General features: G+C 52.1%; 23 protein-coding genes. 20 read left to right on the plus strand and 3 right to left on the minus strand.

Going from position 1 to position 25501, the window contains the following annotated elements; translation table 11 throughout:
• The first annotated feature begins 66 nt into the window (after positions 1-66).
• The 10 genes from rsmG (at position 67) to FAZ14_RS10115 (ending at position 8222) form a co-directional block, all read left to right on the plus strand.
• Positions 67-687 carry a 16S rRNA (guanine(527)-N(7))-methyltransferase RsmG gene (gene rsmG / locus FAZ14_RS10070; RefSeq protein WP_016941656.1) on the plus strand — a complete coding sequence of 207 codons (621 nt, stop codon included), beginning with the start codon at positions 67-69 and terminating at the stop codon, positions 685-687.
• A 620-nt stretch (positions 688-1307) separates the two neighbouring features.
• Complete coding sequence (atpI, locus tag FAZ14_RS10075; RefSeq protein ID WP_016941655.1) at positions 1308-1691, plus strand: F0F1 ATP synthase subunit I; 384 nt, start codon at positions 1308-1310, stop codon at positions 1689-1691.
• A gap of 22 nt (positions 1692-1713) precedes the next feature.
• Positions 1714-2505, plus strand: a complete 792-nt coding sequence (gene atpB, locus FAZ14_RS10080) for a F0F1 ATP synthase subunit A (protein ID WP_016941654.1) — start codon at positions 1714-1716, stop codon at positions 2503-2505.
• 49 nt (positions 2506-2554) lie between these two features.
• The gene (atpE, locus tag FAZ14_RS10085; protein ID WP_004093904.1) at positions 2555-2794 is read left to right on the plus strand and encodes a F0F1 ATP synthase subunit C; all 240 of its coding nucleotides are present in this window, start codon (positions 2555-2557) and stop codon (positions 2792-2794) included.
• Between the two features lie 64 nt (positions 2795-2858).
• Entirely contained in the window at positions 2859-3329 is a 471-nt protein-coding gene (gene atpF, locus FAZ14_RS10090; RefSeq protein WP_012886748.1) for a F0F1 ATP synthase subunit B, read from the plus strand.
• 14 nt (positions 3330-3343) lie between these two features.
• Complete coding sequence (atpH, locus tag FAZ14_RS10095; protein ID WP_012886749.1) at positions 3344-3877, plus strand: F0F1 ATP synthase subunit delta; 534 nt, start codon at positions 3344-3346, stop codon at positions 3875-3877.
• Positions 3878-3889: 12 nt separating this feature from the next.
• On the plus strand, positions 3890-5431 hold the full coding sequence (atpA, locus tag FAZ14_RS10100; RefSeq protein ID WP_016941653.1) for a F0F1 ATP synthase subunit alpha: 1542 nt from the start codon (positions 3890-3892) through the stop codon (positions 5429-5431).
• Positions 5432-5484: 53 nt separating this feature from the next.
• The gene (gene atpG, locus FAZ14_RS10105; protein ID WP_016941652.1) at positions 5485-6348 is read left to right on the plus strand and encodes a F0F1 ATP synthase subunit gamma; all 864 of its coding nucleotides are present in this window, start codon (positions 5485-5487) and stop codon (positions 6346-6348) included.
• 48 nt (positions 6349-6396) lie between these two features.
• Positions 6397-7779, plus strand: coding sequence for a F0F1 ATP synthase subunit beta (gene atpD / locus FAZ14_RS10110; RefSeq protein WP_016941651.1), 1383 nt, complete (start codon positions 6397-6399; stop codon positions 7777-7779).
• Between the two features lie 29 nt (positions 7780-7808).
• Positions 7809-8222 (plus strand): F0F1 ATP synthase subunit epsilon, encoded by a 414-nt coding sequence (locus tag FAZ14_RS10115; RefSeq protein WP_026357867.1) that lies wholly within the window; start codon positions 7809-7811, stop codon positions 8220-8222.
• A gap of 129 nt (positions 8223-8351) precedes the next feature.
• Here the strand turns inward: FAZ14_RS10115 and pelX are convergent, their stop codons facing one another.
• Positions 8352-10556: a pectate disaccharide-lyase PelX gene (pelX, locus tag FAZ14_RS10120; RefSeq protein WP_153508479.1), complete on the minus strand. Its 2205-nt coding sequence runs from the start codon at positions 10554-10556 to the stop codon at positions 8352-8354.
• A gap of 393 nt (positions 10557-10949) precedes the next feature.
• Between pelX and glmU the strand changes: the two genes are divergently transcribed.
• Positions 10950-12320, plus strand: a complete 1371-nt coding sequence (glmU, locus tag FAZ14_RS10125; protein ID WP_016941649.1) for a bifunctional UDP-N-acetylglucosamine diphosphorylase/glucosamine-1-phosphate N-acetyltransferase GlmU — start codon at positions 10950-10952, stop codon at positions 12318-12320.
• A gap of 234 nt (positions 12321-12554) precedes the next feature.
• Complete coding sequence (gene glmS / locus FAZ14_RS10130; RefSeq protein ID WP_016941648.1) at positions 12555-14390, plus strand: glutamine--fructose-6-phosphate transaminase (isomerizing); 1836 nt, start codon at positions 12555-12557, stop codon at positions 14388-14390.
• A gap of 119 nt (positions 14391-14509) precedes the next feature.
• Here the strand turns inward: glmS and FAZ14_RS10135 are convergent, their stop codons facing one another.
• On the minus strand, positions 14510-16825 hold the full coding sequence (locus FAZ14_RS10135; protein WP_153508480.1) for a diguanylate cyclase: 2316 nt from the start codon (positions 16823-16825) through the stop codon (positions 14510-14512).
• Positions 16826-17429: 604 nt separating this feature from the next.
• Here FAZ14_RS10135 and pstS point away from each other — a divergent pair.
• From pstS to FAZ14_RS10175, 8 genes are all read left to right on the plus strand, one after another.
• Positions 17430-18470 carry a phosphate ABC transporter substrate-binding protein PstS gene (gene pstS, locus FAZ14_RS10140; protein ID WP_016941646.1) on the plus strand — a complete coding sequence of 347 codons (1041 nt, stop codon included), beginning with the start codon at positions 17430-17432 and terminating at the stop codon, positions 18468-18470.
• Between the two features lie 132 nt (positions 18471-18602).
• Complete coding sequence (gene pstC / locus FAZ14_RS10145; RefSeq protein ID WP_019844268.1) at positions 18603-19562, plus strand: phosphate ABC transporter permease PstC; 960 nt, start codon at positions 18603-18605, stop codon at positions 19560-19562.
• Positions 19562-20449, plus strand: a complete 888-nt coding sequence (gene pstA / locus FAZ14_RS10150; RefSeq protein WP_016941644.1) for a phosphate ABC transporter permease PstA — start codon at positions 19562-19564, stop codon at positions 20447-20449. The genes pstC and pstA overlap by 1 nt, the downstream gene beginning before the upstream one ends.
• Positions 20450-20539: 90 nt before the next feature.
• The gene (gene pstB, locus FAZ14_RS10155; protein WP_012886779.1) at positions 20540-21316 is read left to right on the plus strand and encodes a phosphate ABC transporter ATP-binding protein PstB; all 777 of its coding nucleotides are present in this window, start codon (positions 20540-20542) and stop codon (positions 21314-21316) included.
• 13 nt (positions 21317-21329) lie between these two features.
• Entirely contained in the window at positions 21330-22076 is a 747-nt protein-coding gene (gene phoU / locus FAZ14_RS10160; protein ID WP_016941643.1) for a phosphate signaling complex protein PhoU, read from the plus strand.
• Between the two features lie 241 nt (positions 22077-22317).
• Positions 22318-23154: an ABC transporter substrate-binding protein gene (locus FAZ14_RS10165; protein ID WP_016941642.1), complete on the plus strand. Its 837-nt coding sequence runs from the start codon at positions 22318-22320 to the stop codon at positions 23152-23154.
• 131 nt (positions 23155-23285) lie between these two features.
• Positions 23286-24032, plus strand: a complete 747-nt coding sequence (locus FAZ14_RS10170; protein WP_016941641.1) for an amino acid ABC transporter permease — start codon at positions 23286-23288, stop codon at positions 24030-24032.
• Between the two features lies 1 nt (position 24033).
• Positions 24034-24792: an amino acid ABC transporter permease gene (locus FAZ14_RS10175; protein WP_016941640.1), complete on the plus strand. Its 759-nt coding sequence runs from the start codon at positions 24034-24036 to the stop codon at positions 24790-24792.
• Positions 24793-24822: 30 nt separating this feature from the next.
• On the opposite strand, the gene yieH is transcribed toward FAZ14_RS10175, so the two are convergent.
• The gene (gene yieH, locus FAZ14_RS10180) at positions 24823-25494 is read right to left on the minus strand and encodes a 6-phosphogluconate phosphatase (protein ID WP_016941639.1); all 672 of its coding nucleotides are present in this window, start codon (positions 25492-25494) and stop codon (positions 24823-24825) included.
• Between the last annotated feature and the right edge of the window lie 7 nt (positions 25495-25501).

The raw sequence follows: 25501 nt of genomic DNA on the forward strand, positions 1-25501 counted from the left end.
TCGCTTATGTTGACGCATGGCCGCTTATCGCGGCCATGTTGCCTTAACCGACAACAGGATTTACTCGTGCTAGAGAAACTCAACAGCCTGCTGCAGCGTGCTGGAATGGCGCTGACCGATCAGCAAAAAAACCAGTTGCTTCAGTATGTAGCGTTACTCCAAAAATGGAACAAAGCCTATAACCTGACATCGGTTCGTGAGCCTGAACAGATGTTGGTTCGGCATATCATGGACAGTCTGGTGGTGGAACCACACCTGTGCGGAAATCGTTTTATCGATGTGGGTACCGGCCCGGGGTTGCCAGGCGTACCGCTGGCGATTGCTCGCCCTGATGCGCATTTTGTCCTGCTGGATAGTCTGGGAAAACGCGTGCGTTTTTTGCGTCAGGTGCAGCATGAGCTGGGTCTGAACAATATTGAGCCGGTACAGAGCCGGGTCGAGGATTTTCCTGCCGAACCCGCGTTTGATGGTGTGATTAGTCGAGCCTTTGCGTCATTGCAAGACATGGTCAACTGGTGCCATCACCTGCCATCCCGTCCACAGGGCCGCTTTTATGCCCTCAAAGGCACGGTGCCGCATGACGAAATGGGATTACTGCCACAAGGTGTCACGGTTGATAAGGTCGTTCCTCTGTCGGTTCCTGAGCTTGACGGGGAGCGGCATCTGGTGGTGCTAAAGCCCAATTAATTTTGTCATTTATCAAAAAAATCATGAATAGTTGTAAACTTTTCATACTGATAGCTCAAAGTGTAATAATGACTTTTATCACTTTTTCGTTCACCGTAATTTTACAACTCGGTGGTATAACCTCTCCGGTTGAGGGAATGAAAGAGGCTTATCAGCAAACTATTTGTATGATTCGGTAAGGGGATTGATGGCCCACTGTGTTAAAAACATGAGAAAAAAATATCCAGATTGTCAATAGATGGTTTTGTGGCAGTATTCGTGTGATTTTGTGGGTGCTTGGTTTTTAAGGTATTGAGATTAATAAATATATCTGGTTTTTTTTACTTAGAGCAAAAAAAAATCAATTTAGATGTAAAAGCCTTAGTTTAATTTTATGTGAGAAATATCACATATTGCTGACGTCAGATGCTTTGGGTTTCTCTAATCAACTTTGGGGATAGTTAGTGAAAATAAGGCTTCGGAAATAAATTTAAATAATCGTTCACCTTTTTGCTACTTATCGATTGAATTCGCATGGATGACCCGTATAATTTGCTCGTTTTTCGCTGCTTGACTCGGTACTGCAAAGGCAGTTTTATACGGTCATTCAGCATACCTCTGAAAAGGTACGGAGAATCATCATGTCTGTATCCCTTTACAGTGGGAAACTCGCCCGGTTATCGCTGTTATTGCAGTTGGCGGTGATTTTTATTGCCGGTGCTGCGTTTTGCGCGGGTGGCTTTAGAGCGGGTGCTTCTGCACTTGCTGGAGGGTTGGCAGCCTGGCTGCCGAGCATGGTGTTTATACTGTTTGCCGTACGGCATCAGGCAGACAAGCCACCGGAAGGTCGGGTAGCCTGGTCGTTTGCCGTTGGCGAAGCGCTGAAAATGCTCTTCACCATCGTGCTATTGGTGGTGGCGTTAGGTGTGTTTCATGCGGCTTTTTTTCCGCTTGGCCTGACGTACTTAGTGGTGCTGATCACGCAGATCGTGGCACCGGCTGTAATTAACCGTTACCGTAGTTAACAACAAAAGGGTAAGAGACATCATGTCTGCATCTACTCCGCAAGAGTATATCGGTCACCACCTGACCCATTTGCAGGTGGGCTCGGGATTCTGGTCGATTAACGTCGACTCGATGTTTTTCTCCGTGGTCCTCGGCGTACTCTTTCTGGCTATCTTCCATAAGGTTGCCAGGACCGCGACCAGTGGCGTACCGGGTAAACTTCAAACGGCGGTCGAACTGGTTGTGGGATTTGTCGATGGCAGTGTTCGCGACATGTTCCACGGGAAGAGCAAACTTATCGCACCATTGGCGTTGACCGTTTTCGTTTGGGTCTTCCTGATGAACCTGATGGATTTGTTGCCTATCGATTTGTTACCGCAAATCTGGGCCCATATCTATAGCGCTCTCGGTCATGACCCTGCCCATGCTTATCTGCGTGTGGTACCTTCCGCTGACGTAAACGTTACGCTGTCCATGGCGCTGGGCGTATTCATTCTGATTCTGTTCTACAGCATCAAGATGAAAGGTGTGGGCGGTTTCGTTAAAGAACTGACCATGCAGCCGTTCAATCACCCTGTGTTTATTCCCATCAACCTGATTCTTGAAGGGGTGAGCCTGCTGTCCAAACCGGTATCTCTTGGTTTGCGACTGTTTGGAAACATGTATGCGGGTGAGTTGATTTTCATCCTTATTGCAGGCTTGTTGCCGTGGTGGTCACAGTGGATTCTGAATGTGCCTTGGGCCATTTTCCACATTCTGATTATCACGCTGCAGGCTTTTATCTTTATGGTTCTGACGGTTGTTTATCTTTCGATGGCATCCGAAGAGCATTAATTTTTCACAACACTACAAACGTTTTAACTGAAACAAACTGGAGACTGTCATGGAAAACCTGAGTATGGATCTGCTGTACATGGCTGCCGCTGTGATGATGGGCCTGGCGGCAATCGGTGCTGCAATCGGTATCGGCATTCTGGGTGGTAAGTTCTTGGAAGGTGCTGCCCGCCAGCCTGACCTGATCCCTCTGCTGCGTACACAGTTCTTTATCGTTATGGGTCTGGTGGATGCTATCCCGATGATCGCGGTAGGTCTGGGTCTGTACGTGATGTTTGCGGTGGCCTAAGCAGGCGTAAGCTTGTCAGGTTAAAGACATCGACTCATTTAACTCATGAAAGAGGCATTGTGCTGTGAATCTTAACGCAACAATCCTCGGCCAGGCCATTGCGTTCGTCCTGTTTGTCTGGTTCTGCATGAAGTATGTATGGCCGCCGATTATGGCAGCCATCGAAAAGCGTCAGAAAGAAATTGCTGACGGTCTTGCTTCTGCTGAACGTGCCAAAAAAGATCTGAACTTAGCGCAGGCCAATGCGACCGACCAACTGAAGAAAGCCAAAGCGGAAGCTCAGGTGATCATCGAGCAGGCAAACAAACAGCGTGCTTTGATTCTGGACGAAGCTAAAGTGGAAGCGGAAGCGGAACGCAACAAAATCGTGGCGCAGGCGCAGGCTGAAATCGAAGCCGAACGCAAACGTGCCCGTGAAGAGTTGCGTAAGCAGGTTGCCATTCTGGCTATTGCCGGTGCCGAGAAAATTATTGAACGTTCCGTGGATGAAGCTGCCAACAGCGACATCGTTGATAAACTGGTCGCTGAACTGTAAGGAGGGAGGGGCTGATGTCTGAATTTGTCACGGTAGCTCGCCCCTACGCCAAAGCAGCTTTTGACTTTGCCGTTGAACACCAGGCGCTTGATCGCTGGCAGCAGATGCTGGCGTTCGCTGCCGAAGTTGCGCGTAATGAACATATTGCCGGCATGCTGGCTGGAGCTATCGCTCCCCAGACCATGGCGCAGACATTCATTACCGTGTGTGGTGAACAACTGGATGAAGCGGGCCAGAACCTGATCCGGGTGATGGCTGAAAACGGACGTTTGCCAGTGCTGCCTGAGGTACTGGAACAGTTTGTTCAATTGCGTGCGGAGCTGGAATCGACCGTGGATGTCGAGGTTATTTCCGCCGCCACGTTGAGCGAGCAGCAGTTGTCAGGGATAACTGCTGCAATGGAACAACGTCTGTCACGTAAAGTGAAGCTGAATTGCAAAATTGATAAGTCTGTTATGGCCGGCGTGGTAATTCGCGCGGGCGATATGGTGATAGACGGCAGTATTCGCGGTCGTCTGGAACGTCTGGCAGACGTCTTGCAGTCTTAAGGGGACTGGAGCATGCAACTGAATTCCACCGAAATCAGTGAACTGATCAAGCAGCGGATTGCTCAGTTCAACGTTGTGAGCGAAGCTCATAACGAAGGTACGATTGTTTCCGTTAGTGACGGGATCATTCGCGTACACGGTCTGGCTGACGTGATGCAGGGTGAAATGATTTCCCTGCCGGGCAACCGTTACGCGATCGCACTGAACCTGGAGCGCGACTCCGTTGGTGCGGTAGTTATGGGTCCGTACGCGGATCTGGCTGAAGGCATGAAGGTTAAATGCACCGGCCGTATTCTGGAAGTACCGGTTGGCCGTGGCCTGTTAGGCCGTGTGGTCAACACGCTGGGTGCACCCATCGACGGTAAAGGTCCGCTGGAACATGATGGCTTCTCTGCCGTAGAAACCATTGCGCCGGGTGTTATCGATCGCCAGTCCGTTGATCAGCCGGTTCAGACCGGTTACAAGTCTGTGGACGCCATGATTCCAATCGGTCGTGGTCAGCGTGAGCTTATCATCGGCGACCGTCAGACCGGTAAAACCGCGCTGGCGATTGATGCCATCATCAACCAGCGTGATTCCGGCATCAAATGTATTTATGTCGCTATCGGCCAGAAAGCGTCCACCATTGCTAACGTGGTGCGTAAACTGGAAGAACACGGTGCGTTGGCCAACACTATTGTTGTAGTGGCAACGGCGTCTGAATCTGCTGCGTTGCAATACCTGGCACCGTATGCCGGTTGCGCCATGGGCGAATACTTCCGTGACCGCGGTGAAGATGCGCTGATCATTTATGATGACCTGTCTAAACAGGCTGTCGCTTATCGTCAGATTTCCCTGTTGCTTCGTCGTCCGCCTGGTCGTGAAGCGTATCCGGGTGACGTATTCTATCTGCACTCCCGTCTGCTGGAGCGTGCTGCGCGTGTTAACGCCGAGTACGTGGAAGCCTTCACTAAAGGTGAAGTGAAAGGACAAACCGGTTCTTTGACTGCTCTGCCGATCATCGAAACGCAGGCTGGCGACGTATCCGCGTTCGTTCCGACCAACGTTATCTCGATTACCGATGGTCAGATCTTCCTGGAATCCAACCTGTTCAACTCTGGTATTCGTCCGGCGGTTAACCCAGGGATTTCCGTATCCCGTGTGGGTGGTGCTGCACAGACCAAGATCATGAAGAAACTGTCCGGTGGTATTCGTACCGCGCTGGCACAGTACCGCGAGCTGGCGGCGTTCTCCCAGTTTGCCTCTGATCTGGACGATGCAACCCGTAAACAGCTGAGCCACGGTCAGAAAGTGACCGAGTTGCTGAAACAGAAACAGTATGCGCCGATGTCTGTTGCGCAGCAGTCTCTGGTGCTGTTCGCGGCAGAACGTGGTTATCTGGAAGACGTTGAACTGGCGAAAGTCGGCAGCTTCGAAGCCGCACTGCTGGCTTACGCCAGCCGTGAGCACGGCGAGCTTCTGCAGCAGATCGACCAGACTGGTGCTTATAACGATGAGATCGAGGGTAAATTCAAAGGCATCCTCGATACCTTTAAGGCAACCCAGTCCTGGTAACGCCCCGTGGCCTGCCTTAACGGCAGGCCGCTAGGCATTGAGGAGAAGCTAAGATGGCCGGCGCAAAAGAGATACGTAGTAAGATCGGAAGCGTCCAGAACACGCAGAAGATCACCAAAGCGATGGAAATGGTCGCCGCTTCCAAAATGCGTAAATCGCAGGATCGTATGGCGGCCAGCCGTCCTTATGCGGAAACCATACGCAAAGTGATTGGTCACCTTGCGTTAGGGAATCTGGAATATAAACACCCGTACCTGGAAGAGCGTGACGTTAAGCGTGTCGGGTATCTGGTGGTGTCTACCGACCGTGGCCTGTGCGGCGGCCTGAACATTAACCTGTTCAAGAAGCTGCTGGGTGATATGAAAGCCTGGAACGAAAAAGGCGCCGAGGTTGATCTGGCGATGATTGGTTCTAAAGGTGTTTCTTTCTTCGGTTCTGTAGGCGCAAACATTGTTGCTCAGGTTACCGGCATGGGGGATAACCCTTCGCTATCCGAATTGATCGGGCCGGTGAAAGTCATGCTGCAGGCCTACGACGAAGGTCGTCTGGACAAACTGTACGTGGTGAGCAACAAGTTCATCAATACCATGTCTCAGGTTCCACAAGTTGTTCAGCTGCTGCCATTGCCCCCGGCAGAAGAAGGCGAGCTGACGAAGAAATCCTGGGATTACCTGTATGAACCCGATCCTAAGTCGCTACTGGATACCCTGTTGCGCCGCTATGTGGAGTCTCAGGTTTATCAGGGCGTCGTAGAAAACCTGGCCAGTGAACAGGCCGCGCGAATGGTAGCGATGAAAGCCGCAACAGATAACGGCGGCAACCTGATCAAAGAGCTGCAGTTGGTTTACAACAAGGCTCGTCAGGCAAGCATCACTCAGGAACTCACCGAAATCGTATCGGGAGCCTCCGCGGTTTAAATCAGGTTTTACGAATTACGTATTGTCGAATTACGTAGAGGATTCAAGATGGCTACTGGAAAGATTATCCAGGTAATCGGCGCCGTGGTGGACGTCGAGTTCCCTCAGGAAGCCGTACCGAATGTGTACGATGCGATTGAGGTAGAGAACGGGGCTGAGAAACTGGTGCTGGAAGTGCAGCAGCAGTTAGGTGGCGGCCTGGTTCGTTGTATTGCAATGGGTTCTTCCGACGGCCTGCGCCGTGGTTTGAAAGTCACTAACCTGGCGCACCCGATCGAAGTACCGGTTGGTAAAGCGACGCTGGGTCGTATCATGAACGTACTGGGTCAGCCGGTCGACATGAAAGGACCGATTGGCGAAGAAGAGCGCTGGGCAATTCACCGTGCGGCTCCGACGTACGAAGAACTGTCCAACTCCCAGGAACTGCTGGAAACCGGTATCAAGGTTATCGACCTGATTTGTCCGTTCGCTAAAGGCGGTAAAGTTGGTCTGTTCGGTGGTGCGGGTGTAGGTAAAACCGTAAACATGATGGAGCTGATTCGTAATATCGCGATTGAGCACTCCGGTTACTCTGTGTTTGCGGGCGTGGGCGAGCGTACCCGTGAAGGTAACGACTTCTACCACGAAATGACCGACTCCAACGTTATCGACAAAGTATCGCTGGTGTATGGCCAGATGAACGAGCCGCCGGGTAGCCGTCTGCGCGTGGCGCTGACCGGTCTGACCATGGCGGAAAAATTCCGTGACGAAGGTCGTGACGTTCTGCTGTTCGTGGATAACATCTACCGTTATACCCTGGCGGGGACGGAAGTATCTGCACTGCTGGGTCGTATGCCGTCCGCGGTAGGCTACCAGCCGACGCTGGCAGAAGAAATGGGTGTGTTGCAGGAGCGTATTACCTCCACCAAGACTGGTTCAATCACGTCTATCCAGGCCGTTTACGTGCCTGCGGATGACTTGACTGACCCGTCACCGGCAACCACCTTTGCGCACCTGGACTCGACAGTAACACTGAGCCGCCAGATCGCCTCTCTGGGTATCTACCCGGCCGTTGACCCGCTGGATTCCACCAGCCGTCAGCTGGATCCGCTGATCGTGGGTCAGGAGCACTACGATGTGGCGCGTGGTGTGCAGTCTATTCTGCAGCGTTACCAGGAACTGAAGGATATCATCGCGATTCTGGGTATGGACGAGCTGTCTGAAGAAGACAAGCTGGTGGTATCCCGTGCACGTAAGATCCAGCGCTTCCTGTCTCAGCCGTTCTTCGTAGCTGAAGTATTTACCGGTTCTCCGGGTAAATACGTGACTCTGAAAGACACCATCCGTGGCTTCAAAGGCATTATGGAAGGCGAATACGACCACCTGCCGGAACAGGCGTTCTACATGGTTGGTTCCATTGATGAAGTAGTGGAAAAAGCCAAGAAACTGTAACGCCTTGATAGGAGGGTGATATGGCTGCTATGACTTACCATCTGGATGTCGTTAGTGCGGAACAGGCAATGTTTTCCGGTCTGGTGCAGAAGATCCAGGTGACCGGTAGCGAAGGCGAACTGGGAATCTATCCTGGCCACGCCCCCCTGCTCACGGCCATTAAGCCTGGTATGGTGCGCATTGTTAAACAGCACGGCGAAGAAGAGTATATCTACCTGTCCGGTGGTATCCTTGAGGTACAACCGAATATGGTGACCGTGCTGTCCGATACCGCCATTCGTGGGCAGGATCTTGATGAAGCGCGTGCGCTGGAAGCGAAACGCAGAGCCGAAGAGCATATTCGCAATTCACACGGTGATGTGGATTATGCTCAAGCCTCTGCTGATTTGGCAAAAGCCATCGCCAAACTGCGCGTCATTGAGCTGACCAAAAAAGCGATGTAACAGATGCTGATGTAACTATCATGCAGATGTAAAAAAGCCAGCTGATTCAAGCTGGCTTTTTTTATGGTTGGAAAAAAGACGGAAAGACGGATGGGAAGGCCCCGCCTCTCTGTTTTCACCCGTTCGGCGTTATTTCTTTTTCAGAAAATCACCCAACTGCAAATTGCCTTTTTCATCACGGCTGAATACCGCCGGTATCGCGACAGATTTATAATTCGCCGTCGTGATCTCTTTTCCTTCGCTGTTGAGCGAATGGTTATTTTTGATGAAATAGTTGCTGGCATCTACCCTGCCGACGACGGCGTCATCATATTTGCCTGGGCGGGTGCGCAGTGAGATATTGTTTTTGAAAATACCTTGTTTTTCCGGGCCATAGTAAGGGCTTGGCCGGAAGATAAAGTTAAAGCGCACGTTATCCAGCGCGATATTGTTGGTGACCTGTAGTGCGCCGGGGTTGAAGTTGTCGCTAAACCCGTCCATGTGGTTACCGATAGCTATGCTATTTTTCACCTGATGCGCGACAGGCTGGCCTTCACCACCCAGCTTGAAGCCATTGCTGGTATTGTTGAGCGAGACGGAGTTCTCGATCAACACCGCGCCATTCGGGCCATCCTCAATTTTGTTGAACAGGTCGAAACCGTCATCAACGTTATCATGGGAGAAGGCACCGCGAATGACGTTACCCTCGCCAACCCGCATTTTTATTGCGAAACCATCGGCGTCTTTTTTACTCGGGTCCTGATTACTGTGGGATTCTGAATTCAGGATCAGGTTATAACTGGCCCATAACGGACGACCCACGTTATCGCTGGATGAAACCTGAATACCGGTATTATCGCAGTGGTGTGCCAGTACCCGTTCAATCTGGTTGTGGCTGCCTTCAATGCGGAAACTCTTCCCGGTGATTTCGATCCCTTTGATTTTCCAGTAGCTGGCGTTGAGTTGCAGGCCGTGGAAAACCGCTTTTTTGTCTGCCGGCATCAGCGTTTTAATGCCTCTGGCGTTACCGCTGGCACTGACCGGGATAACGGTCGCGCTGTAATCGCCATCCATCAGCCATACTGTGCCGCCAGCAGGTAACGCATTAATGGCTGTTTTAATATCCAATGGTGCGTTTTTGCTGCCGTTGTTGCCAGCGTTACCTTCCGGGGAGACATACAGATTTTTGGCGTCGGCCAGCGTGATTTTTTCTACACTGAACGAGGTGTCTTTTGCGGTTTTGTCTTCACCTTCTTCAGGAATGTAGACCAGTTTGAACTCTGATTTTGGCTGCGTCAGCCTGGTTGTCAGAGAAAAATAATCTCCGGCGCGAACATGTTGCGGTTTACCCAACGATTTGCCGCTTTGGAATACTTCAATCGTTCCGTTGTAATTCACCCGCGCCTGTACCGGATAGGTATCACCGGTAGAAAGCGAGGAAGAAGCAACCTGCAACAACGGTGCCGTGGTTTCAGCTTTGAATGGCGCGGAAGGTATCGTGTTGGCTGGACTGGTGGTCAGACTGGCGTTACTGATGGTTATTTTCGCATTACGGGAGGCGAAGAATCCCACATAGTAGTGGCTTTTGTCTTGTTGAGTAACGAGATCCGCCCCTTTTATGGTTTTACTGACCCACTGGTCGCTGCCTTTGGGTGCATAAGCGGTGATGAAGCCATCGTTGGTGCGTTCCAGTTTCAGACGAAATGTTGAGGTCTGCTCCAGGTTAATTTTTTCCTGATAACTGGTACGGGTAATTTCTGCGTTGGTATTACCCCAGGGTTGTGTCACGCCATCGCGGCTAATGAGCTGCATTTTCACATCGGTTTTCGATTTTTTGTCCTGCGTCATGATGGCGTTCATCACCATGTTCGACGCCGCTGGAAACTCTTCATACCCTTCTTTCAATGGTTCCTGCCGGGGGACGCCAAGGATATCGCGAACTAACAGACCGGCCCCTTCCTGGGCATTGGGTTTGGCGTCGTTTTCCGGCCCGAACTGATCGACGGTGACGTCAGATTGCAATGTGAAATTCACATTGGCAGGCAATTGGGTATAGAAAAAGGTCAGGCCGTCATGGGTGTTGGCGATTTTTCCTCCCCGACTTTCGATAGTAACCGGAGAAGCCAGACTGGCTTTATCATTAACAGTCAGCTTTTTACCGTTGATAATAACGTCGTTAACGCCGACTTTTCCCGGCAATACGTTGGTGGCGAAGTTCACATCGGTAGACTGACCAAACGCGATGCTGTGCCACACTGGTGCGGTATCCTGAGTGGTGGCAAAGGCGGTGTGGGAACCCAGAAGCAAAAGCGAATTAAGGGCGACAGAGAGTAACCCCGAAGTAGCGTATTTCATATTTTCCCCATCATTATTTGTTTTGAGCGGCGCATTATCTCAAAAAATGAAACGTCGTTTCTTTTGTTGCCTCACAAACTGAGTGATGAAATTCACTTAATGAAACAATTAGTTTCATTTTGTTGTATGTGTCTCGGTTCGATGAAATGATCGCTCGCTGTTATTCCATTTACAGACTCTGGTTATTGCAGGAGATGCTGAGGGTGGGAACGTTTCGCGTTACCTGAATCCTGCCGGGTTGAGTAAACTCACGTTAATACGTTTTTTCAGCCTGGAGTAGGCGTTGGGACGTATTTTTTGCTGAAAAATATGTAGTAATCCGGTGTAATAACGGGTTTACTTTCGTTCGTCCGTACTCAATCGGACACCATTCAGTTTTTAGTCAGGATGCCTATGTCAAACAGTGCAATGAGCGTGGTTATCCTTGCCGCCGGCAAGGGAACCCGCATGTATTCCGATCTTCCCAAAGTGCTTCACCCTCTGGCGGGTAAACCAATTGTTCAGCATGTGATCGATGCGGCGAAGGGTGTTGGTGCCCGGTGTATTCACCTGGTGTACGGACACGGTGCGGACCTGATTCGCGAAACGCTGACGGAAACATCGCTGAATTGGGTATTGCAAGCCGAGCAGTTGGGAACGGGCCATGCGGTGCAACAAGCGGCAGATGGGTTTGACGATAACGAAGACATTCTGATTCTGTACGGCGATGTGCCGTTAATTTCTCCTGCCACGTTGCAGCGCCTGGCCGCCGCCAAACCGCAAGGCGGGATTGGCTTGCTGACCGTCAATCTGGCTGACCCTACCGGTTATGGCCGTATTGTGCGTGAGAACGGCGACGTGGTGGGGATTGTGGAACATAAAGATGCCACCGAGCAGCAGCGTACCATTACGGAAATCAACACCGGTATTTTGGTGGCCGGTGGCCGTGATTTGAAGCGTTGGTTAAGCCAGCTCAATAATCACAATGTACAGGGTGAATATTATCTTACCGATATCATCGCCATGGCGTCGCAGGAAGGGCAGCGGGTGGTGGCGGTACATCCGTCGCGTCTGAGTGAAGTGGAAGGCATCAATAACCGTCTGCAACTGGCAACGCTGGAGCGCACTTACCAGCGCGAACAGGCGGAGCAGTTGTTGCTGGCGGGGGTCATGCTGCTGGATCCAGCCCGTTTTGATTTACGTGGCGAACTGGTACACGGGCGTGACGTGACTATCGACACCAACGTCATTCTGGAAGGCCGGGTGACGCTGGGTAATCGGGTGAAAATTGGTGCGGGCTGTGTAATCAAAAACAGTGAGATCGGTGATGATTGCGAACTCAGCCCGTACACCGTGGTGGAAAATGCGGTGTTGCAAGCGCGTTGTACCGTTGGGCCGTTCGCCCGCCTGCGTCCCGGTGCGGTGCTGGAAGAAGAAGCGCATGTCGGCAATTTCGTCGAATTGAAAAAAGCGCGTCTTGGCAAAGGGTCGAAAGCCGGTCATCTGACGTACCTTGGCGATGCGGACATTGGCTCTGGTGTGAATATTGGTGCGGGTGTGATTACCTGTAACTACGATGGCGCTAATAAGCACCAGACGGTGATTGGCGATGATGTGTTTGTCGGTTCGGATAGTCAGCTGATAGCGCCTGTTAAGGTGGCTAATGGCGCGACTATTGGGGCTGGGACTACCGTCACCCGTGAGGTGGGGGAAAATGAGCTGGTTATTAGCCGTGTTAAGCAAACCCATATCAGCGGCTGGAAACGCCCGGTGAAGAAAAAATAAGGGTCTTACTCCCTTGGATTCGGTTTTCTGCGCAGGCGCATGAAGGCGTACCGATCCGAGGGAGAACACGTCTTGATATAAGACGGTTTTGCCCTGTGTTCCCTGAGGGAATTCAGGTCAAAACATAAAAATCCCCACTCTCTACAAGGCTCGGGGAACCCGGAAAAAACCGGAACAATCAGGTCTAAAGACATCGTGGTGACACAATATGTCACGTTTACAGGAATACAACCGATGTGTGGAATTGTAGGCGCTGTTGCGCAACGAGATATTGCTGAGATCCTGCTAGAGGGGCTACGCCGCCTCGAGTACCGTGGTTATGACTCTGCCGGTCTGGCGGTGGTGAATAGTGAAGGGACGGTGTCCCGCCTGCGTCGTCTGGGCAAAGTGCAGGTGCTGGCTCAGGCGGCGGAAGAGCATCCGCTGTTGGGCGGAACCGGCATTGCCCACACCCGTTGGGCGACCCACGGTGAACCGTCTGAGCAGAATGCTCACCCGCATGTGTCCGGCGACATTATTGTGGTGCACAACGGTATCATTGAAAACCATGAGCCGCTGCGCGAGTTACTGGTATCCCGTGGCTATCATTTTGTTTCCGAAACAGATACGGAAGTGGTGGCCCATCTGGTGCACTGGGAACAGCAGCAAAACGGCGGTTCGTTGCTGGATATTGTACAGCGCGTGATCCCACAACTGCGCGGTGCGTATGGCATGGTTCTGATGGATAGCCGTGACCCCAGCGTACTGGTTGCTGCACGCTCTGGTAGCCCGTTGGTGATTGGCCGTGGTGTCGGTGAAAACTTTATTGCTTCCGACCAGTTGGCATTGCTGCCGGTAACCCGTCGCTTCATCTTTCTGGAAGAAGGTGACATCGCCGAAGTCACGCGTCGTACCGTGCGCATCGTCAACCGCCAGGGGCAGGACGTTGAACGCGAAGAAATTGAATCAAAGGTACAGTACGATGCCGGCGATAAAGGCGCGTACCGTCACTACATGCAAAAAGAGATCTACGAGCAGCCGATGGCCATCAAAAACACCCTGGAAGGGCGTTTTAGTCACGGCGAGATCAACCTGTCCGAGTTAGGCCCGCAAGCGGATGCGCTGCTGGCACAGGTTCAGCATATTCAGATTATTGCCTGCGGTACGTCTTATAACTCTGGCATGGTGTCGCGTTACTGGTTTGAGTCGCTGGCAGGGATTCCGTGTGATGTGGAAATCGCCTCAGAATTCCGCTATCGCAAACCGGCGGTCCGCCCCAATAGCCTGATGATTACCCTGTCCCAATCCGGTGAAACGGCTGATACGCTGGCGGCATTGCGTTTGTCGAAAGAACTGGGGTATCTGGGGTCGCTGGCGATTTGTAACGTAGCGGGTTCGTCGCTGGTGCGTGAATCAGATCTGGCGCTGATGACCCGTGCTGGTACCGAAATCGGTGTGGCATCCACCAAGGCATTCACGACACAATTGACGGTGTTGCTGATGCTGGTGGCGCGCATCGGTCGCTTGCGTGGTATGGAAGCCCGTATCGAGCAAGATATCGTGCATGCGTTGCAGGCATTACCGGCGCGTATCGAACAGATGCTGTCGCAAGACAAGCTGATCGAATCGCTGGCGGAAGGTTTCTCCGATAAACATCACGCATTGTTCCTGGGCCGCGGCGACCAGTATCCGATTGCGATGGAAGGGGCGCTCAAACTCAAGGAGATTTCCTACATCCATGCGGAAGCTTATGCCGCAGGTGAGCTGAAACACGGGCCGCTGGCGTTGATCGATGCCGATATGCCAGTCGTCGTGGTCGCACCCAACAACGACCTGTTGGAAAAACTGAAATCCAACATCGAGGAAGTGCGTGCACGTGGCGGCGAACTTTACGTGTTTGCTGATGAACAGGCTGGGTTCACCTCCGATAGCGATATGATGAAGATTATCCAGTTGCCGCACGTAGAAGAAGTGATTGCACCGATCTTCTATACCGTGCCGTTGCAACTGCTGTCTTACCATGTTGCCTTAATTAAAGGCACCGATGTAGACCAGCCGCGCAACCTGGCGAAATCGGTGACGGTGGAGTAAAAGGGCAGATAGTATTTAATCTTGACCCGAAAAACATATATCAAAAGCCCTGGGGTTCTATCTCAGGGCTTTTTTCATTGTATTTTAGAATGAAAGTACGACGACTCAATCAATACCTTTTATTTCCACACCACCCGATTGCGGCCTGCGTTTTTCGCTTCGTACAGGGCATCATCGGCCCGTTTCATGTCGCTTTCAAAGTTGTCTTTCAGGTTTTGAACATGGCGGTGCTTGATAAAGGTGGCACCGATACTGATAGTAAAATGGAAAGAATAACCGTCGACGGTGAATAGGGTATTTTCCACTTCGATACGGATGCCGTTCATAATGGCATCCACATTATCGGGATTGGCGTGATGCATAATCAGGCCGAATTCTTCGCCCCCCAACCGGGCAACAAAGTCATCAGTACGTAGTTTACTGGTAATGATTTCTGCCAGGCGACAGATCGCCACATCACCGACGTGGTGACCGTACTGATCATTAACCTTTTTGAAGAAGTCGATATCGATAATCGCCAGCGCGGTATTTTTCTCGTTGTTACGGTAGCACTTTTCCGCTTCCAGAATATAAGCGCGTCGGTTGTGGATACCGGTCAGCGGGTCTGTATTCGCCATTTCCAGCAGTTTGGCTTCCAGCTCTTCTCTGGCGCGCTGGGTTTCAAGCGCGTAGAACAGTGAGCCCAGTGTATCCACGAACGGGCTGAGAAAGCGCAATTGCTGTTCATTGTAGCCGTCAAAGCGGTTACCCAATCCGATCATGCCGACCACTTCATCACGGAAATAGATGGGTAAGCCCATAAATTGACGCAGGATGGGATGGCCTTTCGGCACGCCGCGCGAGGCGGAATGTGTGCGTGGTGAGTTAGTGATCACCGGTTTGCCGGTGATCACTACATGTCCGAACAGGTTATCCAGGCTGGTGAACTGCAAATTGTTTTGCAGGAACGTGTCGTAAGAGTTTTTACTGTCGCCGTTCCAACTGACATTGGAAATCGCGACGATGTGCAGCACTTTCTTATTATCGTGCTCTCTGACCTGGCCGATGAAACCAAACTCTGACGCCGAAATAGAGAGCAGGTCGTCAAAGATGGACATGCAGGCCTCCTGAATATCCGTTTTTTCCAGAAAGATCTTTTGCGCACGGTTAATCAATTCCAGCAGGCGTTTATCCGCCTCTTCCTGCAATTCTTTGTTTTTCTTTTCCGTGATATCACGATGGGTACCGGCAACCCGAATCGGTTTGCCTTTTTCGTTGTATTCCACCACTTTGCCGTAGGTTTCAATCCATACCCAATCGCCTTTACTATGGCGCATCCGGTATTGTTCATTGATTAGCGTCGTCTGGCCGGTGGCGCAGGCTTCCGCCGCGCGTACCATGTTTTCCCGATCCAGTGGATGCATTAATTGCTGCCAGTAGTCCAGTGAGGAGTCGAACTGGTCTTGTGTGATCCCCATCATTTCACACCATTGTTTATTAACGCGAATGGTGTGCCGTCCTAAATCCCAGTCCCAGGTGCCAAGGCTGGATGACTCCAGTACCAGTCGCATCTGATTATTGGTATCCACCAGCAGTTTTTGCAGGTATTTCTGGTGAGAGTTATCGATCAGCAATGCCTGTACATGGCTCAGTTTGCCATTGTGATGGTAATTGGCGGTGGAAAGCTGTCGAATCCACAAGGTTTTTCCCCCGGGCGACAAAAAGCGGTATTCACATTCCAGATTGGCCACCCCTTTTTTATGGTTATCCAGTACAAATAACAGATTCTCGTAATCATCTGGGTGGACATAGCTTTCCATCATCGCGCAGTGGTGGCGGATTTCTTCTTTGCTGACACCCAGCACATGCTGCGCGTTGGGCGAGATATAGGAAATGTGCAGCATATTGTCCTGCTGCCAGTTGACGAGCACCACGGATGAGTTATTCAGCAGTTGGATTTCCTGCTCCCGATATAACCGTGCATTCTGCAACTTAAACAGGAATTCGGTGGTGCTGGCAACGAAAGCGGCGGTTTCGCGCGTCGTCTCATCAAGGATGCGCGGCTGATAGTCAATGGCGGCCAGCGAGCCGACGACAACCTCGTCGAGCACCAGAGGAATACCAAAGTAGCTGCGGATATGCGGGGCTCCGGTCACTAATGGATGTTGGCAAAACAGGTTATTCGTCAGGGTATCTGACACAAACACGGTGGTAGCGCTGGCAATCACCGTGTTGCAAAACGCCAGATCCCGGTCGGTGCATTCAATATCGATACCTTCGCTGAAAATCAGCCACTGCTTATCCTGGTCGATAATCGAAATAAAGGCAGCGGGAAAATTCAGTATGCGTGTAAATAAAATGACCTGGTTTTGAAACGATTGCTGTAAGCCTAAGTCAAGCAAATGATACTCATTGATTTTCGCGACGCGCTGCTCGTCGGCGTTATATTTTTTCATTGTCACTGTTCCTGTAAATATAAATAAAATCAGTGCATTGTTTCCTGGTGCCAGAACAGAAAAACGCGACTATTAGGTTCGGTGATAAAAGCGTGAAAACATCCTGTAGGGGAGTGGGGTCCTGACGTGAGAGCGTGTTTTTTCAATTATATATCTGAGTATAGAACAGGTTTTTTTATCGCCAGTGGAGATCGAGACTGGGAAGAAACAAAAATCAGGCGATGACATAAATCGGTGATGCAGGCGGCGTAAACTGAAGGCAGATAACACAACGATTACGTGTGGTGTGCTGTTCTTGTTTGTGACACGGCGTCATTTTCTGGTTTAGGGGGAATGCTGGAAAAAGAGCGTGGACGCAGAGGGTGATAAACGCACTAATGTGTGATTTTTCCTTAATTATCAATGTGTATTAATGTTCCGCCGACCTGCTTTTATTGAGCGCTACCCCCGTATGATTCGCTGAATCTGACTCGCCTGTCACATAACTGTCATATTGCGTACATTTTACTGTCACTGAATTGACCTATTTTCTCCACCAGCAAACTACACTCTGATTAAACAATAGCTCCGGGTCTACACGTTTAGGTATCCCACAGGAGGGATTATGAAACTCATGCGTACCACTATTGCCAGTATTGTTGCAGCAAGTTTTTCTCTGACGGCGGTTTCTGCGTTTGCCGCAGCAAATATTACCGGTGCTGGTGGCACTTTCCCTGCCCCGGTTTACACAAAGTGGGCTGACTCTTACGAAAAAGAAACCGGTAACAAAGTTAACTATCAGGGTATCGGTTCTTCCGGTGGCGTGAAACAGATTCTGGCTAAAACCGTTGATTTCGGTGCGTCAGATGCCCCGCTGGAAGATGCCAAACTGACCCAGGAAGGTTTGATTCAGTTCCCGACTGTTATCGGTGGTGTGGTACTGGCGGTGAACCTGCCGGGCGTGAAATCCGGTGAACTGACGCTGGACGGTAAAACGCTGGGCGACATCTACCTGGGCAAGATCAAAAAATGGAATGACGAAGCCATCGCCAAACTGAACCCGGGCGTGAAACTGCCGGATCAGGATATCGCTGTGGTACGTCGTGCCGACGGTTCTGGTACGTCCTACGTGTTCACCAGCTATCTGGCGAAAGTGAACAGCGAGTGGAAAGAGAAGATTGGTGCGGGCAATACCGTTAACTGGCCGACCGGTCTGGGTGGTAAAGGTAACGACGGTATCGCTGCGTTTGTTCAGCGTCTGCCGGGGTCTATCGGCTACGTTGAGTACGCTTACGCCAAACAGAATAACCTGACCTACACCAAGCTGGTTTCTGCTGATGGCAAAGCGGTCACCCCGACGGAAGTGTCTTTCAGCAACGCGGCTAAAGGCGCTGACTGGAGCAAGTCTTTTGCTCAGGACCTGACCAACCAGAAAGGCGACAACGCGTGGCCGATTACCACCACCACGTTCATCCTGATGTACAAGAAGCAGGATAAACCTGAGCAGGGCAAAGAAGTGCTGAAGTTCTTTGACTGGGCTTACAACAAAGGTGGCGCACAGGCGAAAGCACTGGACTACGCTACCCTGCCGAATGAAGTGGTTGCGCAAATTCGCGCTGCCTGGAAAAGCCAGGTGAAAGACAGCAGTGATAAAGCGCTGTACTGATTGCGCTTAGCCGGATCGGTTGTGTGAGTATCGAGAGGTGGATAAACCGGAAACGGGGTATCCACCTCTGACATTGGTTGGGGGCTCCCCCAATTATCGCAAAGACGTAGTTATCTGAAAGAAGAGAGACGTATGGCTGAGCAAAAGCCAACTATTACACCTCCGGGAAAACAGGGCGACATACTGTTCGGGGCGCTGGTCAGACTGGCGGCCCTGTTGACGTTGCTGCTGCTGGGCGGAATTATCGTTTCCCTGATTTTTGCCTCATGGCCAAGCATCAAAACGTTTGGTTTCTCCTTTCTGTGGACCAAAGAGTGGGATGCGCCCGCCGGACAATTTGGCGCACTGGTACCGATTTACGGCACCATCGTGACCTCGCTGATCGCGCTGATTATCGCCATCCCCATCAGTTTCGGTATCGCATTGTTCCTGACAGAACTGGCGCCAGGCTGGCTGAAACGTCCGCTGGGTGTGGCTATCGAATTGCTGGCCGCTATCCCCAGCATCGTGTACGGCATGTGGGGGTTGTTCGTGTTTGCCCCGCTGTTCGCTAAATATTTCCAACAGCCGGTGGGTAGCGTGCTCTCCAGTATTCCGCTGGTCGGCACGCTGTTTTCCGGTCCGGCGTTCGGTATCGGTATTCTGGCCGCCGGGGTGATTCTGGCTATCATGATAATCCCCTACATTGCCGCGGTGATGCGCGATGTGTTCGAGCAAACGCCGGTGATGATGAAAGAGTCGGCGTATGGCATCGGTTGTACCACCTGGGAAGTTATCTGGCACATCGTGTTGCCGTTCACCAAAAACGGTGTGATTGGCGGCGTGATGCTGGGACTGGGCCGTGCGTTGGGTGAAACCATGGCGGTGACGTTTATCATCGGCAACACGTACCAGTTTGATAGTTTCTCGCTTTATATGCCGGGCAACAGTATCACCTCTGCGCTGGCTAACGAATTTGCCGAAGCGGATACCGGGTTACATACCGCTGCGTTGATGGAGCTGGGCCTGATCCTGTTTGTGATTACGTTTATCGTGCTGGCCTGTTCGAAGCTGATGATCATGCGTCTGGCTAAAAACGAAGGAGCACGCTAATGGCAAGCATTGGTATTGAAAACCGTTCTGACACGATGGAAACCCGCCGCAAGATGCAGGCCTGGCGTCGCCAGAAAAACCGCGTCGCGCTGTTTTTGTCGATGCTGACCATGGCGTTTGGCTTGTTCTGGCTGGTGTGGATTCTGATGTCCACCGTGACTAAAGGCATTGACGGCATGTCGCTGTCGCTGTTTACCGAAATGACGCCGCCGCCGAATACGGCGGGTGGTGGTTTGGCCAACGCGATTGTCGGCAGTGGGCTGTTAATTCTGTGGTCAACCTTGTTTGGCACGCCGCTGGGGATTCTGGCGGGCGTCTACCTGGCGGAGTACGGCCGCAAGTCGCTGATCGCGGAAGTAATTCGCTTTATTAACGACATCCTGCTGTCGGCACCGTCGATTGTGGTGGGGCTGTTCGTCTACACGCTGGTCGTGGCCAAGATGGAACACTTCTCTGGCTGGGCCGGGGTGATTGCGCTGGCGCTGTTGCAGGTGCCTATCGTTATCCGTACCACGGAAAACATGCTGAAACTGGTGCCGGATAGTCTGCGTGAAGCGGCTTACGCACTGGGGACGCCGAAATGGAAGATGATCTCGGCCATTACCCTGAAAGCGTCGGTATCCGGCATCATCACCGGGGTGTTGCTGGCGGTAGCGCGTATCGCCGGGGAAACCGCACCGCTGCTGTTTACCTCGCTGTCGAACCAGTTCTGGAGTACGGATCTGATGCAGCCGATCGCCAACCTGCCGGTCACCATCTTTAAATTTGCGATGAGTCCGTTTAAAGAGTGGCAAGGGCTGGCGTGGGCCGGGGTATTGCTGATTACCCTGTGTGTGCTGGTGCTGAACATTCTGGCGCGTGTGCTGTTCGCCAAAAAATCACATTAACAGCGCGCTAAAAAGACACCTTAATAACGCAACATTAAATGAATATCCGGGCGTCGCACAGGCGGCGTTCGCCAGAAGAGAGAAGTCTTGATGAGTATGGTCACAGAGACATCCGCCAGCAAAATCCAGGTGCGCAATCTGAACTTCTATTATGGAAAATTTCATGCGCTGAAAAACATCACGCTGGATATTGCCAAAAATCAGGTGACGGCTTTTATCGGGCCGTCGGGGTGCGGTAAATCTACCTTGCTGCGTACCCTGAATAAAATGTATCAGCTCTACCCTGAGCAGCGTGCCGAAGGCGATATTCTGCTGGATGGCAACAATATTCTGACCGATAGCCAGGATATCGCGTTGCTGCGCGCCAAGGTGGGCATGGTGTTCCAGAAGCCGACGCCGTTTCCGATGTCTATTTACGACAATATTGCCTTTGGGGTGAAGCTGTTTGAAAAGCTATCGCGTGCAGAGATGGACGAGCGTGTCCAGTGGGCGCTGACCAAAGCGGCACTGTGGCAGGAAACCAAGGATAAGTTGCACCAGAGCGGTTACAGCTTGTCTGGCGGTCAACAGCAGCGTTTGTGTATCGCCCGCGGCATTGCCATTCGTCCAGACGTTCTGCTGCTGGATGAACCCTGTTCGGCGCTGGACCCGATCTCTACCGGCCGCATCGAAGAGCTGATTTCTGAATTAAAGAAAGACTATACCGTGGTGATCGTGACGCATAACATGCAACAGGCAGCGCGTTGTTCCGACCATACGGCGTTTATGTATCTGGGCGAGCTGATTGAGTTCAGTGATACCGATACTCTGTTTACCGCGCCACGGCAGAAACAGACCGAAGATTACATCACCGGTCGTTACGGTTGATTACGGGAGTATCATGGACAATCTCAATCTAAACAAACATATTTCCGGTCAGTTTAATGCCGAGCTGGAAAGCATCCGCACCCAGGTGATGACCATGGGCGGGCTGGTGGAACAGCAACTGACCGACGCCATCACCGCGATGCATAACCGCGACGCGGAACTGGCGCAGCGTGTCATTGAAGGTGACTCAAAAGTGAACATGATGGAAGTGGCTATCGACGAGGCGTGCGTGCGTATTATCGCCAAGCGCCAGCCGACGGCCAGTGACTTGCGTCTGGTCATGGCGATCATCAAGACGATTTCCGAGCTGGAGCGTATCGGCGATGTGGCGGATAAAATCTGCCGTACTGCGCTGGAGAAGTTCTCTCACCAGCATCAGCCGCTGCTGGTGAGCCTGGAGTCGCTGGGTAACCACACCGTGCAGATGCTGCACGATGTGCTGGACGCGTTTGCCCGTATGGATCTGGATGAAGCCAAACGCATCTACATGGAAGACAAGAAGGTGGATAAAGAGTACGAAGGCATTGTGCGTCAGTTAATGACCCACATGATGGAAGACTCTCGCACCATTCCCAGCGTACTGACCGCCTTGTTCTGTGCCCGTTCCATAGAGCGTATCGGTGACCGCTGCCAGAACATTTGCGAGTTCATTTTCTACTTCGTCAAAGGCCAGGATTTTCGTCATCTGGGTGGCGACGCACTGGAAAAAATGCTGGCACAGAACGATGCCGACAAACCGGAAACGCGGCAACCGGAATAAGCCCGGCTGGTTTCCCGATGTAGACACAACGCCCCGTTTTCGGGGCGTTGTCATAAATAACGTGGTGTCGCCGTTGCTGTCAGCGGGGGTTGCCACTGAGCGGATATAACATAAGTTCATATTATGGGTGTTTATATTATTTCCGGCGCGCTGTAGCCGCTGTTAGCCTGCATTTATTGAATTAACAAGTGGTTATCCACTCATCATTCTTTATAAATAACGGCTACAGGCGGATAAAAAAATGAAAAAATCTCTTTTGGCATTTTCTCTTCTGGCGGGTTTGGTTTCTCTGGCGGGTAACGCGCAGGCTGACAAGCTGGATGACATCCAGAAAGCCGGTGTCGTGAAAGTCGCGGTATTCGACAGCAATCCACCGTTTGGTTATGTCGATCCACAGAGCAAAAAACTGGTGGGTTACGATGTCGACGTCGCACAAGCCATCGGTAACGCGCTCGGCGTCAAGGTGGAATTGCGTGCCACCAACCCGGCTAACCGTATTCCGTTGCTGACCTCGAAAAAAGTCGACCTGATTGCCGCCAACTTCACCATCACCGATGAGCGCGCTAAACAAGTCAATTTCAGTGTGCCCTACTTTGCGACCGGGCAGAAATTCATCGCCCGCAAAGGCGTGCTGAAAACGCCGGATGACCTTAAAAACCTGCGCATTGGCGCGGATAAAGGTACCGTTCAGGAAATCACCCTGCGTGAACATTACCCGACCGCGAAAGTGATTTCTTACGACGATACCCCGCTGGCATTCGCCGCCCTGCGTAACGGCAACGTGCAGGCTATCACGCAGGATGACGCCAAACTGGTTGGTCTGCTGGGCAACCTGGCACCGGCGCAGAAAGCCGACTTTGAAATTTCTCCGTTTAGCATCACCAAAGAGTATCAAGGTATCGGCCTGCCGAAGGGAGAAGATCGTCTGACGCAGAAAGTTAACGATATCCTGCTGAATCTGGAAAAACAGGGCGACGCTGTGAAGATTTATAACCGTTGGTTTGGGCCGCAAACACCGTCTGCCCAGCCGCGTGGTGACTTCAAGATTGCACCGCTGGAACAACAGCCCAAGGCTTAAGTTTGTTGCGATATCCAGTTTGTTGCGACATTCAGTGCGTGGTGACAGCCTTCGCTGCCCGGTGGTGATGTTACGGATTTCTTACCTGAAAATGGCTCGCCTCTGGTTTTCTCCCAGAGGCCTTCTTGCTGATGATAACTGCTCAATCTTTCCAACAATGGCTGGCTGACACGCTGCTGGCACCTCAGTATCTGCAATGGCTGTGGCAGGGGTTTCAGGTCACGCTGGGTATTGCGGCGGCGACTGTGGTGCTGGCAACGCTGTCAGGGCTGATACTGGCCGCCGGGCGTGACAGCCGTACGCGGTGGCTACGCTGGCCGGTGATAGCGTATTGCGCGTTGTTTCGTAATACCCCGCTGCTGGTGCAATTGTTTTTCTGGTATTTCGGTGCGGCCCAGTTGCTGCCAGAGGGCGTAATGCAATGGCTTAACCGCCAGCATGTGATTCCGCTGGTGGGGCTGAACATGCCGTCGTTTGAGTTCCTGGCCGGGTTGTTTGGCCTGACGCTGTATTCTGCGGCGTTTATCGCTGAAGAGGTACGTGCCGGTATCGCCGGTGTGGCGCGCGGCCAGAAGTATGCCGCCTGCGCGTTAGGGCTAACTGGCTGGCAGGCGATGCGTTATGTGGTGTTGCCACAGGCGCTGCGTATCGCTCTGCCACCGTTACTCGGTCAGTATATGAACGTTGTCAAAAACTCATCGCTGGCGATGGCTATCGGTGTGGCCGAGCTGTCCTACGCCTCCCGGCAGGTGGAAACGGAAACGCTGCGCACCTTTCAGGCGTTTGGCGTTGCCACGGTGCTGTATATCGCGGTGATTGCCCTGATGGAAGGTTGGGGACAGTGGCGTCAACATCGGCAGCCAGTCAGGGGGCATTGAGATGGATTTTTCAATCATTCGCGACAATTTTAGTTACCTGATGTGGGGCACCTATCCTGATGGCCCGTTGGGAGGAGCAGCATTAACGTTGGTGCTTAGCCTGATGGCCGGACTGACCTCGGCAATACTGGGGACGGTGCTGGGGGTCGCGCTGGCGATGTTGCGCGGCTGGGCTGGCGGGCTATTGGCTGTGGTGTTGGGGTTTTTCCGGGCAATTCCGGTGATCATGCTGATCTTTTGGACTTACTTTCTGCTACCTATCGTGTTTAGCGTCGATATCCCCGAAATCACGACGGTGGTATGTGCACTGGCGCTGATCGCGTCGGCTTATCTGGCACATGGCGTGAAAGCGGGCATCATGGCGATAGGCCTGGGTCAATGGCAGGCCGGGATGTCGCTCGGGTTAGGGCGTTGGCAAACACTGTGGCATATCGTATTGCCGCAGGCACTGCGCATGATGGTGCCATCGTTCATCAATCAGTGGATTTCCCTGATTAAAGACACATCGCTGGCTTACATTGTCGGTGTCGGTGAGCTGACGTTTCTGGCAACGCAGGTGAATAACCGCAGTATGGTTTATCCGACAGAAGTGTTTCTGTTTATCGCGCTGGTCTATTTTATTTTTTGTCTGTCATTGGATCTGCTGGCGCAGGGGGTCAGTCGGCGTTTTCACGCCGGGCCGAAACCTGCCCGTCGCTGGCGAGTGTGGCGACGGCGGGCAACTGGCGTACCCGAATCCCCATTGCGTGAAGTGGCCTGACGCATCAGGCAGGGCAGGCTTGTGGTAGCGTCAGGGGGCTGTCGTCAACGACCATCCCTTGTCCTGCCACAGCGTGGGTAGCTGTGCCATGTCGTGAAACATCGTCACCAACGGGTGATGGATAGGCGCGTTATGCTCGTCAGCACAGTAGTAGAACACCGGTATCCCGGCGGCGATGCCAGCCTGTGTGCCGGAGACGGAATCCTCCACCAGAATGCAGTTTTCCACCGTTACCCCCATCTGTTGTGCGGCGTGATGCAATAACGCCGGGTCCGGCTTCCATTTCCCGATGTCGTAGCCACTGTACAGATGCTCGCCGAAAAACGGCAACAAGCCGGTTAACCCGAGTGAATGCTGCATTTTGCTGACCGGACCATTGGAGACGACCGCTTTCGGTGTCCGAAGTGCTGTCAGTACCTCTTTCACGCCAGGGATCGGTTGTAGTGAAAGATCGAAAAGCCGAGCGACCTCCTGACGGAAATGACGCTCCATGTCTTGCACACAAACCGTCAGACCAAAACGTTCACTGATGCAGTCGATAATGTCGTAGAGCTTCATTCCCTTAAAGGTTTTGATGACCTCATCCAGCGGTAGCTGTACGCCGTGGGGAATAAAGATATTGACGTAGGCCTGGCAGCAGATGACTTCGCTGTCGACCAACGTACCGTCACAGTCGAAAAATACGCATTCAATCTGGGACATGGGTGTT

This window comes from Dickeya oryzae, from assembly GCF_009372235.1.
Lineage (GTDB): Bacteria > Pseudomonadota > Gammaproteobacteria > Enterobacterales > Enterobacteriaceae > Dickeya > Dickeya oryzae.

Excerpts from the sequence above, each read along its gene's own strand:
- yieH (WP_016941639.1), bottom strand. The coding sequence starts at position 25,494 with ATGTCCCAGATTGAATGCGTATTTTTCGACTGTGACGGTACGTTGGTC.
- FAZ14_RS10165 (WP_016941642.1), top strand. The coding sequence starts at position 22,318 with ATGAAAAAATCTCTTTTGGCATTTTCTCTTCTGGCGGGTTTGGTTTCT.
- glmU (WP_016941649.1), top strand. The coding sequence starts at position 10,950 with ATGTCAAACAGTGCAATGAGCGTGGTTATCCTTGCCGCCGGCAAGGGA.
- pstA (WP_016941644.1), top strand. The coding sequence starts at position 19,562 with ATGGCAAGCATTGGTATTGAAAACCGTTCTGACACGATGGAAACCCGC.
- atpD (WP_016941651.1), top strand. The coding sequence starts at position 6,397 with ATGGCTACTGGAAAGATTATCCAGGTAATCGGCGCCGTGGTGGACGTC.
- FAZ14_RS10135 (WP_153508480.1), bottom strand. The coding sequence starts at position 16,825 with ATGAAAAAATATAACGCCGACGAGCAGCGCGTCGCGAAAATCAATGAG.
- pelX (WP_153508479.1), bottom strand. The coding sequence starts at position 10,556 with ATGAAATACGCTACTTCGGGGTTACTCTCTGTCGCCCTTAATTCGCTT.
- atpB (WP_016941654.1), top strand. The coding sequence starts at position 1,714 with ATGTCTGCATCTACTCCGCAAGAGTATATCGGTCACCACCTGACCCAT.
- atpE (WP_004093904.1), top strand. The coding sequence starts at position 2,555 with ATGGAAAACCTGAGTATGGATCTGCTGTACATGGCTGCCGCTGTGATG.
- pstB (WP_012886779.1), top strand. The coding sequence starts at position 20,540 with ATGAGTATGGTCACAGAGACATCCGCCAGCAAAATCCAGGTGCGCAAT.
- pstS (WP_016941646.1), top strand. The coding sequence starts at position 17,430 with ATGAAACTCATGCGTACCACTATTGCCAGTATTGTTGCAGCAAGTTTT.
- phoU (WP_016941643.1), top strand. The coding sequence starts at position 21,330 with ATGGACAATCTCAATCTAAACAAACATATTTCCGGTCAGTTTAATGCC.
- glmS (WP_016941648.1), top strand. The coding sequence starts at position 12,555 with ATGTGTGGAATTGTAGGCGCTGTTGCGCAACGAGATATTGCTGAGATC.
- atpG (WP_016941652.1), top strand. The coding sequence starts at position 5,485 with ATGGCCGGCGCAAAAGAGATACGTAGTAAGATCGGAAGCGTCCAGAAC.
- pstC (WP_019844268.1), top strand. The coding sequence starts at position 18,603 with ATGGCTGAGCAAAAGCCAACTATTACACCTCCGGGAAAACAGGGCGAC.
- atpI (WP_016941655.1), top strand. The coding sequence starts at position 1,308 with ATGTCTGTATCCCTTTACAGTGGGAAACTCGCCCGGTTATCGCTGTTA.
- FAZ14_RS10170 (WP_016941641.1), top strand. The coding sequence starts at position 23,286 with ATGATAACTGCTCAATCTTTCCAACAATGGCTGGCTGACACGCTGCTG.
- FAZ14_RS10175 (WP_016941640.1), top strand. The coding sequence starts at position 24,034 with ATGGATTTTTCAATCATTCGCGACAATTTTAGTTACCTGATGTGGGGC.
- atpA (WP_016941653.1), top strand. The coding sequence starts at position 3,890 with ATGCAACTGAATTCCACCGAAATCAGTGAACTGATCAAGCAGCGGATT.
- FAZ14_RS10115 (WP_026357867.1), top strand. The coding sequence starts at position 7,809 with ATGACTTACCATCTGGATGTCGTTAGTGCGGAACAGGCAATGTTTTCC.
- atpH (WP_012886749.1), top strand. The coding sequence starts at position 3,344 with ATGTCTGAATTTGTCACGGTAGCTCGCCCCTACGCCAAAGCAGCTTTT.